The organism is Sphaerospermopsis sp. FACHB-1194 (genome assembly GCF_014696235.1).
GTDB lineage: Bacteria > Cyanobacteriota > Cyanobacteriia > Cyanobacteriales > Nostocaceae > Sphaerospermopsis > Sphaerospermopsis kisseleviana.
This window is the reverse complement of record NZ_JACJPU010000009.1, coordinates 20612-35594: the sequence shown is the minus strand read 5'-3', so window position 1 is coordinate 35594 and position 14983 is coordinate 20612. Positions and strand designations below refer to the sequence as shown.

Sequence of the window (14983 nt, the reverse complement as noted above, 5' to 3'; positions counted from 1 at the left end):
TTTGATTAACTTAGGCAGATCAGCCCTATCCAGGGGCGTTAGGAGCTAATTCTGCTCCTACCTGATACCCCATTACTAAATACAATTTGTCAATTTTGAAGTCCCAAATTAAATAGGTGGTAATTCTTTAAGAATTGTAAACCGAATATGGTTAATCGCCAAATTGCCAATGGATATTTCTTCTTTGGTTAGCCTTTCACCATTACTGGTAAGAGTTTCAAAGGAAACGCCTTTGCCAATTTCAATATGATACCAGCATAAACCCATAAAGAAGCGTGTAGGATAGGGACCATAATCACCTATATCATCGGGATTAGATTCCATTGGTAGCCAACCAAAATTAGGAATGTAAAACTCTAGCCAAACATGATTAAAGTCAGGTTGTAGGGGAACTCCCTGTTGTTCACCGTAGGGAGGGCATTTATACCTGCCGACAGTCCGACAAGGAATACCATTTAAACGACACAAAGCCAGCAATACGCCTACATATTCCCCACAAGAACCAACGCCTCGTTCTAAAACTATGTTTGGTGTATCTATGTGGGGTTTAATACCATAGGATAACTCATCATAGACATAGTTGCGGATATTATACATTTTTCGTAACATATTGGTTTCCGAACCAACAGCATCACGAGCAGCACGGCGGACAATGGTTGTATCCATTGCTAAATCATCATCATCCACCAAATAGCGACTTTGCAATTCTGGTGTTAGTTCAGGGAGGTCTTCTACATCTTTGGGTGTAATGCGATACTTAATACCGCGAACTTCTAAAAGTGCCTTCCAGCCAAATAGATGACGTTCACCGGGAACGAGAGTATCAAAGTTAAATACAGCTACCCGTTGTCCTTCAATAATTTCTTCTGTGAAGGGTAAACCAATAGCTTCAACTTGTTTCACCTTTTGGCGTTCTGTTTCTGAGGGGAGAGCAATACGCCATTCCACATTGGGTAAATAAACTTCTTCTAAGGGTGAAATTTCCTCTATGTATGACATTTCCACTAAATAACCATTAGATAAGGCGTAGCGTTTATCTGGGTTGTAGTGATAGTAGAGAGGATGAATAAAAGTGATATCCCGATAAGTTAGCTCATGATTGGGATCAGCATTGGGATTATCACGAATATAAGGCTCTTCTGTAGAGTAAGCAACGTAGAGCAGATCCTTACCTGTTGTTTGATCCTGACTGTGGATAGCAATACCTGTAGGAGAAGCAAAAGAAGTCAGGACACTAAAACGAACTTCTCCAGTTGCCCGATCCATAGAGTAAACTGTTTGCTCAGTGCGATCGCAAACCCAGAGAGTTTCTGCGCTGACTGCCAAATTTTCTCTCCCCACCCCTGGGGCATAAAATCTAGTAATCTCTTTGCGTGTATCTTGGTCAAAAATCAGAATATAACCTAGTCTTTGGCAGCTAACATAGACAGTAGATTCCCAAACCGCAACACCATCAGCCGCATAAGGTAAAGTAACAAAATGCTCCAAACCCCAAGAACCCAACTTACACAAATAAACGCTATTACCACGGCTGACCCACAGTGTATCTTCCCACACAGCTAAACCAGTAACATCTGTAAATTCCTTAACTTGGTGGGGATTAAGAATTTTACTGTTATCAGAGATGGGGTCAATCTCTAGTAGATGTCCCTTGATAGAGTCAATAGCAATGAGTTTATCTTTAATGAAAGCAATACCATAGAGGGTAGCAGCAGTAAACGGTCGAATAGTTTTTTGCCCAAACATCTGGCTAACATTCAAACTAGGGAGTGTCAAACTTATATTATTAGTCATTAGTCATTAGTCATTAGTCATTAGTCATTAGTTATTAGTCATGGTAGGGAAAAGAGAACAGGGAACAGGTAACAAGGAAATTTTAGATTTTAGATTTTCGATTGGAGTTGAGAAAAACAATCCAAAATCCAAAATCCAAAATCCAAAATTGCATCACCAGTCCCCAGTCCCCAGTCCCCAGTCCCCGATCCCTAATACATGATTGATGGAAATCCTGCCATCACTAAATTATGATCGAATTTTGTAACCATTTCCTGTAACCTACACGATGTCTGCTCATTCTTTACCTGAAAGTGCCGCAGTTTGGCATGGTTTGGAGGTTGATAAAGCTTTAGAACTGCTTGATAGCAATGCAGACAGCGGCTTAACACCCCAAGAAGTTGAACAACGTTTGCAAAAATACGGTCCCAACGAACTAGAAGAACAGGGTGGCCGTAGCCCTTGGGAGATTCTCCTAGATCAGTTCACTAACATTATGTTATTGATGCTGATTGGTGTGGCTTTTATTTCTGGTTTCTTAGATTTTTTGGCGTTGCAACAAGGTACATTAAAACCTGGTGAAGTTCCATTTAAAGACACAATTGCGATTATGGCAATTGTAATTCTCAATGGCATTCTCGGTTATGTCCAGGAAAGCCGTGCTGAAAAAGCTCTAGCCGCCCTGAAAAAACTCTCTTCGCCCTCAGTGCGCGTGATCCGTAATGGTAAACTGACGGATGTAGCGGGGAAGGATCTTGTACCTGGGGATGTGATGCTACTGGAAGCGGGGGTACAGGTTTCTGCTGATGGACGCTTAATAGAACAGTCTAATTTGCAAGTCCGAGAATCAGCATTGACTGGTGAAGCTGAAGCTGTCAATAAGCAAGCCATACTTACATTACCAGAAGATACGTCACTCGGCGATCGCATTAATTTGGTTTTTCAAGGTACTGAAGTTGTTCAAGGCCGGGCTAAGGTGCTTGTTACCAATACCGGCATGACAACGGAACTGGGCAAAATTGCCACCATGTTACAGTCGGTGGAGAGTGAACCTACTCCCCTACAACAACGCATGACTCAACTGGGTAATGTGTTGGTATCTGGTTCTTTGGTGCTGGTTGCTCTAGTTGTCGGTGGTGGTCTGATCCATGATTTAGTGAAGGGAATAGGCTGGAAAAATTTACAAGAGTTGGTAGAAGTTTCTCTGAGTATGGCGGTGGCGGTAGTTCCTGAAGGTTTACCTGCGGTTATTACTGTAACTCTGGCTTTGGGAACTCAGCGTATGGTGCGCCATCATGCTTTAATTCGTAAACTTCCAGCCGTAGAAACTCTTGGTTCTGTAACTACCATCTGTTCTGATAAAACCGGGACTTTAACTCAAAATAAAATGGTGGTGCAGTCAGTCTACACCAATCAAAAAACTTTTAGGGTGACAGGAGAAGGTTATGCTCCTGTTGGTGATTTTCAGTTAGATGGACAAAAAGCCGATTTAGAAGAACATCCAGAAATATCCGCCCTGTTGGTTGCTTGTGCTGTGTGTAATGACTCGGTACTGCAAAAAGAAGCCGGAGAATGGGCAATTTTAGGCGACCCCACCGAAGGCGCTTTGATGACTTTGGCGGGTAAAGCTGGTATTGAAAAAGATCAATGGAATAGTAAGTTACCCCGTGTGTCTGAGTTTCCCTTTTCTTCTGAAAGAAAACGCATGAGTGTTATTTCTCAAGTGGAAGCAGTGGCCACAGGTGATCCGGGGATGACTGGGGTTGATCCGGTAATAGCTGGTTTTGTGGACTCAAAACAGTATTTAATGTTTACTAAGGGTTCACCAGAATTAACTTTAGCTCGTTGCACACACATTTATTTAGGCGATCGCTCTATTCCTATTGATGAAGAACAACACGCCCAAATTCTGGCTGCTAATGACCAAATGGCCTCTCAAGGTTTGCGGGTGTTGGGTTTTGCTTATAAACCTTTAACAGAAATACCCCCCGAAGCTTCAGAAGACACTTCTGAAAATGATTTAGTGTGGTTGGGTTTGGTGGGAATGTTGGATGCTCCACGCCCCGAAGTACGGGCGGCTGTGGCAGAATGTCGTCAAGCTGGTATTCGTCCAATTATGATTACTGGTGATCATCAATTAACAGCTAGGGCGATCGCTCTTGACTTGGGTATAGCTGATGCTGATGCTAGAGTTCTCACAGGTCAAGAATTACAGCGCATGAGTGACACTGAACTAGAACAACAAGTTGATTTAGTCAGTATTTATGCTAGAGTCTCCCCAGAACACAAACTGCGAATTGTTCAAGCCTTGCAACGTCGTGGTAGATTTGTGGCCATGACTGGAGACGGCGTTAACGATGCACCCGCCCTCAAACAAGCTGATATTGGTATCGCTATGGGCATCACCGGTACAGATGTCAGTAAAGAAGCCAGCGATATGGTGCTATTAGATGATAACTTTGCCACCATTGTCGCAGCTACGAAAGAAGGTAGAGTTGTTTATACCAATATTCGGCGGTTTATCAAATACATTCTCGGCAGTAATATCGGTGAAGTTCTCACCATTGCTTCAGCGCCACTTTTAGGTTTGGGTGGTGTTCCCCTCTCACCTTTGCAAATTCTCTGGATGAACTTGGTGACAGATGGTTTACCAGCTTTAGCTTTAGCGGTCGAACCTCCAGAACCAGATGTGATGCAACGTCCCCCTTTTAGTCCCCGTGAAAGTATTTTTGCCAGGGGTTTGGGTGCTTACATGGTGCGGATTGGAATTGTATTTGCGATTATTACAATTATTCTCATGCAATGGGCTTATTCTCACGTCCAAATAGCTACCGGAGAAGGTCTAAATCCCGAACGCTGGAAGACAATGGTCTTTACTACTTTATGTCTCGCCCAAATGGGTCATGCGATCGCTATTCGTTCTAACAATCAGCTAACAATAGAGATGAATCCTCTTTCTAATAAATTCGTATTGGGGGCTGTTCTTGCCACTACGATTTTACAGTTAATGCTGGTTTATGTTCCACCACTGCGAGCCTTTTTTGGTACTCATTATCTGCCTTTTAATGAGTTACTAATTTGTATTGGTTTCAGTGCCTTGATGTTTGTTTGGATTGAAGGAGAAAAGATTTTCTTCCGAGTTATGGGCAAGAAGAATGTTTGATTGGTAATTGGTAATTGGTAATTGGTAATAGGTAATAATCAATCAATATTACCTATTACTATGTTTAAATGACTAAAATGGTTTGCTGAACAAATTTTTTACTAATTCCTAAATAAGAGAATATAGTAAATAGTCAAAATTTGATGATTTTTCTCCTGACTCCTGACACAAGAGGGCAACCACAGGGGGTTTGCCCCTACTAACTCCTGACTCTTGAGGGCAACCACAGGGGGTTTGCCCCTACTGACTCCTGACTCTTGAGGGCAACCACAGGGGGTTTGCCCCTACTAACTCCTGACTCTTGAGGGCAACCACAGGGGGTTTGCCCCTACTGACTCCTGACTCCTTAATGCTTAAATATGTATCTTAAAAATATACACCTAAGAAATTATCGGAATTACCAAGAGCAAAAAATAGATTTTACTGCCCCTAAAACAATTTTAGTGGGTAACAATGCTCAGGGAAAATCTAATTTATTGGAGGCGGTAGAGTTGTTAGCTACATTGCGATCGCACCGTATGGCAAAAGATCGTGATTTAATTAAAGATGGTGAAGATATCGCTCAAATTAATGCTACCCTAGAAAGAAGCTCAGGAATAAGTGATTTAACTTTAACTTTACGCCGAAATGGCCGCCGTAGTGTAGCTATAAATAGTGAAATAGTCCGCAGACAAATGGATTTTCTTGGTGTTTTAAATGCTGTAGAATTTTCTAGTTTAGATTTAGAATTAGTGCGGGGTAGTCCTGAAGTTCGTCGTAATTGGTTAGATACTCTTTTAATGCAACTCGAACCAGTTTATGCTCACATTTTACATCAATATAACCAAGTATTACGACAGCGCAATGCTTTCTTAAAAAGAAGTCAGGAGTCAGGAGTCAGGAGTCAGGAGAAAGAATTAGCTATCTGGGATGCACAGTTAGTTAACGCCGGCACAAAGGTAATTAGAAGACGCAACAGAGCTATTCAAAGATTAACACCTATTGCTGCCAAATGGCACGCTAGTATTAGTGGCAGTACAGAAATTCTGGAAATTAATTATTCTCCTAATGTGCCAATAGGAAAAGATGATAATGAAGATATTACACAATCTTTTTTCGGGAAAATTCAACAACGTTCTGTTATTGAATTACACCGAGGTACTACCCTTGTTGGACCCCACAGGGATGAGTTAGAATTAATTATTAATCAAACTCCTGCTCGTCAATATGGTTCTCAAGGTCAACAACGTACTTTAGTTTTAGCTTTAAAATTAGCAGAATTACAATTAATTGAAGAAGTCGTGAATGAAGCTCCTTTACTTTTATTAGATGATGTTTTAGCAGAATTAGATTTATCCCGTCAAAATCAATTACTTGATGCTATTCAAGATCGGTTTCAGACTTTAATTACTACTACTCATTTGGGTGCTTTTGACTCTCAATGGTTAAAATCTTCACAAGTTCTCTTTGTCAAATCAGGAGAAATAGAGTTTCCTGAAAAAGTCTTTTCGTGAGGGAGTTAGGAGTTCCAGAAATTTTTTTATTTTGAAATTGTCTAAATAGGGGTTGCTGAGAAAGTCTTTCCGTGAGGGCATAGGAGTCAGGAGTCAGGAGTCAGGAGTCAGGAGTCAGGAGGAGATTGGAAAATTTCTTTGCCATCTCTTGAAATCCCAAAAAATGCACACTTTTTCCGGTATACCCTTCAAAACCCTTGCACTAATTTCTGTGTTTATCAGCCTCTAACCTTTGATATATCAAGGTTTTAGGTTTATTCAGCAAACCCTAAATATCAACAAGGTGCAAGCTTTTTTAGCTTTACGTTTCCATTCAATTAATATCCCCAGCGAGTGGGGACTGTTGAGTTAGCCGATATCTCCAATAATGGCGAACAAAATTACATGTTTCCATTCAATTAATATCCCCAGCGAGTGGGGACGAAATAATTATTGATGGATTGTACCAATACAGTGCTGCGTTTCCATTCAATTAATATCCCCAGCGAGTGGGGACTACTGAGCGCCCCATACAAACAGACCATCAAAAAGTTTCCATTCAATTAATATCCCCAGCGAGTGGGGACCTACCAGAGCCCCTTGAGACAAGGGCAACTTCAAACCGCCTTGGCAGTAAGAAGTCAGCGCACAGCTATCTTGCGATAACCGCGTACTCTTGTAGGGTAGACCTAAAGCCTTCCACTAACAGAAAGTTTCCATTCAATTAATATCCCCAGCGAGTGGGGACACAACGCGAAGGGAGGAAAAGTGCAAAACGTACCCGTTTCCATTCAATTAATATCCCCAGCGAGTGGGGACTGTCAGGAAGAGGAGGCAAGAAACCTAATCAGGTCTTACTCCTACAAAGTTTCCATTCAATTAATATCCCCAGCGAGTGGGGACACTTCCCTCTACAAAAGTGATTAAGCTGTTCGCTTATGGTTTCCATTCAATTAATATCCCCAGCGAGTGGGGACTCTATGTAGTGTGTAGCTACGAACTCATCAATTACTTCTGCGTTTCCATTCAATTAATATCCCCAGCGAGTGGGGACTAGAAAAACTCCTCTCAAACAGAGAGGCAAAAGTCTTAGATGCTTTTGTCGTTTCCATTCAATTAATATCCCCAGCGAGTGGGGACGTTGAGAGTGTAGAGTATAAAATACGGAAAGGTAAGTTTCCATTCAATTAATATCCCCAGCGAGTGGGGACGGCTCTGGGATACCGGAGTAAGTCAGCCTTGATAGGTTTCCATTCAATTAATATCCCCAGCGAGTGGGGACTAACTAAGATGACTACTACACTTTCTTTTCAAATCCGTTTCCATTCAATTAATATCCCCAGCGAGTGGGGACCCCTCCATTTTAAACCCTTACCCAGTAAAGTGTCCAGAGGCAGTTTCCGAAGGTCAGGAAAAAAAGTGGTGAAACAACTAACCAACAGCGGTAAAAAATCCCTGAAACCGTTACCCAGTAAGCGACCGAAGTTCGCAACGAAAAAATCAATATTTCAGCCATTTTACCTGACCTTCGGAAAAACTACACAATAATCAAGGAGTCAGAAGTTCCAGGAGTTCCTCACTGACTACTTCAAACCTTTGATTTATCAAGGTTTTAGTTTTATTCAGCAACCCCTATTGAGCTAAAAACTGTATTATATCTTACTTGAATTAGTAATGTAATTGTAAAAACTCAATTTTTAATAATATTTATTTATTTATATAAGATATTTATATTTATTGCTTTGAAATAGTGTATTAAAGAAATAATCAAAAATGTAGCGTTTGTATCTTACCATAAAAACAGTAGGTCGATAATTGACAAATAATACGTAAAACTTGCACAAATGACACCTAACACTTGAGTGGATAAACTCTACCGCTTAGACAACATTAAACCACAAGACCGCGCCCAAGTTGGGGATAAGGCGTTTTACTTGAGTAAAATTATGCAAAGGGGCTATCCTGTAGTACCTGGTTTTGTAGTCTCCGCAGATGTGTGGCGAGAATTTCTAGAAACTCTCAATAGTTCAGAGTCATTAGTTGCGGACTTACCCTATTCTTCTCTACATTTAGATGTAAGTAATTGGCAACAACTGCAACAGGTGGCTGGCCGTTTGCGTCAGGAAATTATTGCTGGTAGTGTACCACATTATTGGGTAAGTGAGATTTTCCAAGCTGCTAAAACCTGGGAAGGGAAATGTTTAATTTTGCGTCCGAGTTTAAGTATATCATCTGGTAATCAGGTGATGGGAAATATTTCTGGGTTGCTGGAGTCGGTGTTTTGTGTTTGTAATGAGGAAGCTATAGTTGAAGGTTTAAAACAAACTTGGAGTCAGTTGTTTCGTGCTAGAAGTTTACTATATTGGCAGAGTGTCGGCATTAATTTACAACACATTAATTTTGCGGTATTAGTGCAACCGGTAGAAAATGCGATCGCCTCCGGTTCATTCCAAGCTGATACATCAGGAGCAGAAATAGAAGCAACTTATGGATTAGGAATAGCTATTAACAAGGGTGAAATATTACCAGATGTTTACTACATTGAAGAAAACACCGAAGTTATTCAAGAACAACAATTAGGAAATAAAATTCTCGCCTATTCTGTACATGATCCTATATCTGTGACTGCTGAAGAATTACAATCTAGATTAATCACAGATCATAATTGTTTATTCTCCTATCTGCTCAGTGAGGAACAACAAAAGAAGTATGCACTTCCAGAAGAATTTCTGCAACAAATCATTATTTTAGGCAATCAATTATTTAGTGAAATAGGGACAAAATTAACAATAAAATGGACAATTACAATTAATATTCCTACCCCAAAACTTTACATTACTCAAGTTAATGTTCCACCGTCTTTAATTCCTAACTTGCTCCTCAAAGGAATAGGGGCGGCTAGGGGGCGGATAACTGCTACCGCGTATGTCATTCTTGGTTCACAACCCAAACCTTCACAAATACCCAAGGGAGTAATTTTAATCGCTCCTGCTATTACTCCTGATTGGTTGCCTTTATTACATCAGGTTAGTGGTATTATTACAGAAAGAGGAGGATTAACCAGTCATGGGGCAATTTTAGCTAGGGAGTTGGGTATTCCTGCTGTAGTCAGTGCTAAAAATGCGACTAATTTAATTCAAACTGGTGAAAGTCTCTTGCTTGATGGTGATAGGGGAGAAGTTTATCGTGGTCTAAAAGAGGGTAATATCTTGAAAGATGGAGAAAAAATTTCATTAACCGAGAATAAAAAAGAACAATTTGATCATCATGCAAATCAACCTCATTATGGGTTGAGTAATACTAAAATATTACCGATGATTGCTACCCAATTATTAGTTAATCTTAGTCAAGTAAATTTGATTGAAACAGTACGGGGTTTACCTGTGGATGGGGTAGGTTTGTTACGTTCAGAATTGATGATTTTGAATATTTTGCAGGGACAAAATCCTCATATTTGGCTTTCAAATGGTAGACAAAGAGAATTATTAGAAAGTTTATCTGAGGAGATTAAAAAATTTGCCATTGGTTTTGCACCACGACCTATTTTATATCGTTCTTTAGATTGGCGATCACAGGATTTTCCTTCGTTTAATTATGGTGTAAACTCTGCATCAAGTTCAATTTTAGGTGAACATGGTACTTGGAGTTATGTGAAAAATTCGGCGGTTTTTGAATTAGAATTACAGGCTTTAGCAAGGTTACAAAAAAATGGTTATAGTAATATTCATTTGATGTTGCCTTTTGTGCGGACTGTGGAAGAATTTGTATTTTGTCGTCGTCAAGTTGAAGAAGCTGGTTTAACTGAAAATCCCCATTTTCAATTATGGATCATGGCAGAAGTTCCGAGTATATTATTTTTACTACCTGAATATATTAAAGCTGGGGTAGCGGGTATTTCTATTGGTACTAATGATTTGACACAATTAATTTTAGGCGTGGATCGAGAAAAAGGAGAATTAGCAAGTATATTTGATGAACGTCATCCTGCGGTGATGGGTGCGATTTTTCAATTAATTAAAATGGCTAAAGATGGGGGTATTCCTTGTTCTATTTGTGGTCAAGCACCTGCTTTATATCCAGAAATTATTGATAAATTGGTGGAATGGGGTATTAGTTCTATTTCTGTAGAACCGGAAGCGGTGGAAAGGACTTATCAAGCGATCGCTCGTGCTGAACAACGTTTGATTTTAGCAGCAGCGCGGAAACTTTTGGGGAATTGAAAATTGAAAATTGAAAATTGAAAATTACAGCAATTTTTGGGTGATGGGACTAATTTTTTATATCTCACGCAAAGGCGCAAAGGAAGACAGGAATTTCAATAATGGACAATTAACAATGAACAATTGACAATTAACTCTCCCTTAAAGCCAAAGGATTGAAAAGTGGAATTTTTGGCTTTTTTCCGCTGGTAAGGGGAGGTTTTAAACCTTAAATGAAACAATTATCAATTATCAATTGTCAATTATCAATTGATAAATATGCTGTCATAGCAGGTGGATAAGATTGTTAAAAATTGTATGGGAAAATGATAATTTTTGGGATAAGTTATATATAAGTTATATAATTAAAATATCATTGCAGATGAAGATCAAATTATCTGAATATGGATCAATCTCAATCTTCTTCTTTGTATCATCAAGATTTCTATTGTTGGACACAACAACAAGCTAAAGCTTTAGAAGAAAGGCTAGTTTTAGAATTAGACTGGCAACATTTACAAGAGGAAATTCAATCTTTGGGAAGGCAGGAATATCGAGAATTAGCAAGTCGTTTGGGTGTATTATTAGGTCATCTCTTAAAATGGGAATATCAACCGGAAAACCGTTCTCGCAGTTGGTTTTTAACAATTAGAGAACAACGTCGCGCTATTCTGCGACATCTGCGACAAAACCCTAGTTTAAAATCTCGTATGGAAGAAGCTATGTTAGATGGTTTTGAAGCAGGAGTTGATTTAGCTTTACGGGAAACTAATTTACCGTTAAGAACTTTTCCCGAAAATTGTCCTTATTTATTTGATGATATTATTGCTGATGATTTTTTGTGTGATACCAGTCAGGACTGGGAAGGATAATTTTTGAAGATGCTCCAGTTATAAGTTATATCACTAAGAGAATTTATCAAGCTATCGCTTGGCAAAATCTCAAGGCAAAATAGAGAAACAGCAAACACCAAGAAGGTATTTATGGAAATTTCACCATACATCAGCATAGACCCTGCTATTCATCACGGCACACCCTTTTTTCAGCAAGCCCCACATAAGTTTTTATGGGTTGTCTCTAAAAAAGCAACTTTGAAAGGGTGATTTATCATTCCTGTCCACACTTTACGCCGCAAATTTATAAACTGGAATTTGCATAAACCGAACTGGTTGAGTTTTCTGCAAAATAATTTGCTGTAACTGTTCAACAGTTTCAGGAGAAAAGAATTGCTCACCAGTTTCTATGTTGACTCTAGCTGGTACATTTTCGACTATAAAAAATTGACCATCTTTTTCTAATGAGTAAGTAACTCTTTGCTCTACAAAGTTTTCGTTAAAATTGTTATTCTGCATTACTTTTCCTCCTAGTAAAATCATCACTCCAGCGATGAGAGTCAGGCTCGTACACTGTAATAATTTTAATCAATGAACGTGACGGATAACTACATTGTACATGAATAGGGCGACCATTTTGGGTAAAACCATGAATTAGACAACTAGCTCCATACTTATCATTTGGATAATCTTCAATTATTTTTCCGTTTTGAATTGCCTTTTTAATTTCCTTGACTCCAATACCTCTGAGTATAGACTGATCAACTCCATGTTTAGAAAACTCGAATTGATCCTGAGAAAATTTCGTTTGTATTTCTTCAAGAGAAACTGACATTATTTTATCTCTTTGCTCAAGAACTTAACAATCCCAGAGGTTTGACTATTGTAAATTTTGTAAACCCATAGCAATTTTACTGTGTTTTTCAATTTGTCCCATTACCTGTTTTGCTCGTTGAATAACCACCGCAGGTAAACCCGCTAACCTCCCAGCTTCAATACCATAAGATTTATCAGCACCACCGGGTTGCACTTGATGTAAAAAGATAATTTGATCAGGTAATTCTTTCACCGTAACTTGATAATTTGCCACATTATTAATAATACTCGCTAACTCATTTAACTCATGATAATGAGTTGCAAAAATAGTTCTAGCTTTAATCTCCACTGCTAAATATTCTGCCACAGCCCAAGCAATAGATAAACCATCAAAAGTTGCAGTACCCCGACCAATTTCATCTAATAAAACTAAAGATTTCGCAGTTGCATGATTTAAAATATTAGCAGTTTCATTCATTTCTACCATAAAAGTAGATTGACCAGTTGCCAGATCATCAACCGCACCCACACGGGTAAAAATGCGATCGCAAACTCCCAAGCGTGCCGACATAGCAGGTACAAAACTTCCAATTTGCGCCATTAACTGAATTAAACCCACCTGCCGTAAATAACAACTCTTACCACTAGCATTAGGACCAGTCAAAATCACCAAATCAGGGTAAGATGTATCCTTCTTTCCTTCCTTCCCTCTTCTCTTCTCTTCTTCCTTCGCTTCCTTCGTTCCTTCGTGGTTCATTCCTCCGTAATTCTTCCCACCTAACCAAGTAGAATTAGGAACAAAAAATCCAGAAGGTAAAGATTGTTCAACCACCGGATGACGACCATCAATAACCTCAACCTCCCGTCCCTCCACCATTTCCGGCCGACAATAACCCTGATGTACCGCTAACTCCGCCAACCCACATAATACATCAGCAGCAGCCACCGCACGGGAAATATTGCGAATAGTATCCGCGTGTTCAGCCACTTCATCCCGTAAAGCGGCAAAAATCTCATATTCTAGCTGATTTAAGTCATCTCGCGCCGTTAATATCCGCGCTTCTCGCTCTTTCAACTCAGGAGTAATGTAACGTTCCTCATTCGTCAACGTTTGCTTACGGATGTAATTCTCAGGAACTTGATCTGATTTAGAACGTGAAATACTAATATAATACCCAAAAGTCTTATTAAACCCGACCTTTAAATTAGGAATACTCGTTCTCGCTCTTTCATCAACTTCTAACGTTGCGATCCATTGTTGATCTGCTTCTACTGTCGCTTTTCTTTCATCCAATAGGGGATTTATACCAGGACGAATTAAACCGCCTTCCTTTAAATGATTAGGTGGTGATTCTACGATGTGCAATTGTATTTTTTTTGCTAATTCTTCCAGTACGGGAGGTACTTTTTGCAAAGCTTTTAAAAAAGGCGATCGCCCTTCTGCTGCTATGTTAGCTAATTCAGGTAAAAGAGAGATAGAATCAGCTAACGCGACTAAATCCCGTGCATTTGCCCTTCCTGAACCTGCGCGACCTGCTAACCTTTCTAAATCGTATATTTTCCTTAATAATGTTCGTAAATCTTGCCGTAAAGGTGTATTCTCAACTAATTCCTGAATACTATCTTGTCTAGCTTTAATACCTTTGATATCAAGTAGCGGTTGTAACAACCATCTTCTTAACGCCCGACTACCCATAGCGGTGCTGGTTCGGTTTAAAGCCCATAATAAAGAACCGTGAAATGTGCCATCGCGGACAGTTTGGGTAATTTCTAGGTTGCGACGGGTTTGATGATCTACGATGAGGTAATCGGTTAAGGTATAGGTGCGTAATAATTGCAGAGATACGGGGTTTTGTTTTTGGGTATCTTCCAGATATTCCAACAGTCCACCAGCAGCGCGGACTGCAAGGGGGAGATGTTCACAACCGATACCTTCGAGCGATCGCAATTTGAATTTCTGCAATATTTTACTTCTGGCTTCGGCTTGAGAAAAGGGAAGTTGCGATCGCAAACTATAACAAAATGTGGGTGGTAAACACTGAGGAAGGGAAGGAGAAGTTTCCCCCGGACGTAGTAAAGTACCTAAATTCGGTGCATTGGTGGGGAAAAGCACTTCAGAAGGTTGCAACCTCATTAATTCTTGGGTTAGGTGTTCTAAATCACTGCCTTGAGTAGTGAGAAATTCCCCAGTTGATATATCAGCATAAGCTAAACCCCAATGATTCACCGCAATTACCACAGCCGCTAAGTAATTATTGCGACTGGCTTTGAGCATTCCTTCTTCTAGCAAAGTTCCCGGTGTGAGGATGCGGGTAACTTCCCGTTTCACTAAACCTACTGCTTCTGATGCGTCTTCAACTTGATCACAAATAACTACAGCATAACCTTTTTCTACCAACATGGTTGTATATCGTTCCCATGCGTGATGAGGTACACCAGTCATAGCTACCCGACCCACATCACCCCCGTGTTTACTGGTGAGGACTAATTCTAATTCTCTGGAAACGGTTACAGCGTCTTGAAAGAAGGTTTCAAAGAAGTCACCAACACGATACAGCAGCAACGCATGGGGGTATTTATCTTTCATTTCTACGTAGTGCTGATACATTTTACTCAGCTTGCTGCGGTCTTCTACCAGTTTTGTATCGCTGAGAGGTGTGTTTTGTGATTGGGGTTCTGGTGTGGTCATGGTAGATGCTGCGATTTTTGGCACTATTCTTGATGATA

General features: G+C 39.9%; 10 protein-coding genes and 2 CRISPR repeat arrays. Of the genes, 6 read left to right on the top strand and 4 right to left on the bottom strand.

Annotation, left to right across the window (positions count from 1 at the left end):
• Positions 1-108: 108 nt before the first annotated feature.
• On the bottom strand, positions 109-1794 hold the full coding sequence (locus H6F45_RS07605; RefSeq protein WP_199301775.1) for a transglutaminase family protein: 1686 nt from the start codon (positions 1792-1794) through the stop codon (positions 109-111).
• Positions 1795-1834: 40 nt separating this feature from the next.
• On the opposite strand from H6F45_RS07605, the gene H6F45_RS07600 reads away from it, so the two are divergent.
• The 6 genes from H6F45_RS07600 (at position 1835) to H6F45_RS07575 (ending at position 11479) form a co-directional block, all read left to right on the top strand.
• Positions 1835-1996: a hypothetical protein gene (locus tag H6F45_RS07600; protein WP_190346883.1), complete on the top strand. Its 162-nt coding sequence runs from the start codon at positions 1835-1837 to the stop codon at positions 1994-1996.
• A 66-nt stretch (positions 1997-2062) separates the two neighbouring features.
• Positions 2063-4936: a cation-translocating P-type ATPase gene (locus H6F45_RS07595; protein ID WP_096571007.1), complete on the top strand. Its 2874-nt coding sequence runs from the start codon at positions 2063-2065 to the stop codon at positions 4934-4936.
• 359 nt (positions 4937-5295) lie between these two features.
• The gene (gene recF / locus H6F45_RS07590; protein WP_190346882.1) at positions 5296-6429 is read left to right on the top strand and encodes a DNA replication/repair protein RecF; all 1134 of its coding nucleotides are present in this window, start codon (positions 5296-5298) and stop codon (positions 6427-6429) included.
• Positions 6430-6481: 52 nt separating this feature from the next.
• Positions 6482-6658, top strand: a complete 177-nt coding sequence (locus H6F45_RS07585; RefSeq protein ID WP_190346881.1) for a hypothetical protein — start codon at positions 6482-6484, stop codon at positions 6656-6658.
• Between the two features lie 76 nt (positions 6659-6734).
• A CRISPR array of direct repeats spans positions 6735-6995; the repeat unit is 36 nt; unit sequence GTTTCCATTCAATTAATATCCCCAGCGAGTGGGGAC.
• A gap of 125 nt (positions 6996-7120) precedes the next feature.
• A CRISPR array of direct repeats spans positions 7121-7762; the repeat unit is 36 nt; unit sequence GTTTCCATTCAATTAATATCCCCAGCGAGTGGGGAC.
• A 508-nt stretch (positions 7763-8270) separates the two neighbouring features.
• The gene (locus H6F45_RS07580; RefSeq protein ID WP_190346880.1) at positions 8271-10628 is read left to right on the top strand and encodes a putative PEP-binding protein; all 2358 of its coding nucleotides are present in this window, start codon (positions 8271-8273) and stop codon (positions 10626-10628) included.
• Positions 10629-11011: 383 nt separating this feature from the next.
• The gene (locus H6F45_RS07575; protein ID WP_190346879.1) at positions 11012-11479 is read left to right on the top strand and encodes a DUF29 domain-containing protein; all 468 of its coding nucleotides are present in this window, start codon (positions 11012-11014) and stop codon (positions 11477-11479) included.
• A 252-nt stretch (positions 11480-11731) separates the two neighbouring features.
• Here the strand turns inward: H6F45_RS07575 and H6F45_RS07570 are convergent, their stop codons facing one another.
• The 3 genes from H6F45_RS07570 to mutS are packed head-to-tail and all read right to left on the bottom strand — an operon-like array spanning position 11732 to position 14945.
• Positions 11732-11959: a hypothetical protein gene (locus H6F45_RS07570; RefSeq protein ID WP_096571015.1), complete on the bottom strand. Its 228-nt coding sequence runs from the start codon at positions 11957-11959 to the stop codon at positions 11732-11734.
• Complete coding sequence (locus tag H6F45_RS07565; RefSeq protein WP_096571017.1) at positions 11949-12275, bottom strand: DUF4258 domain-containing protein; 327 nt, start codon at positions 12273-12275, stop codon at positions 11949-11951. The genes H6F45_RS07570 and H6F45_RS07565 overlap by 11 nt, the downstream gene beginning before the upstream one ends.
• A 45-nt stretch (positions 12276-12320) precedes the next feature.
• Entirely contained in the window at positions 12321-14945 is a 2625-nt protein-coding gene (mutS, locus tag H6F45_RS07560; protein WP_137667632.1) for a DNA mismatch repair protein MutS, read from the bottom strand.
• Positions 14946-14983 lie beyond the last annotated feature (38 nt).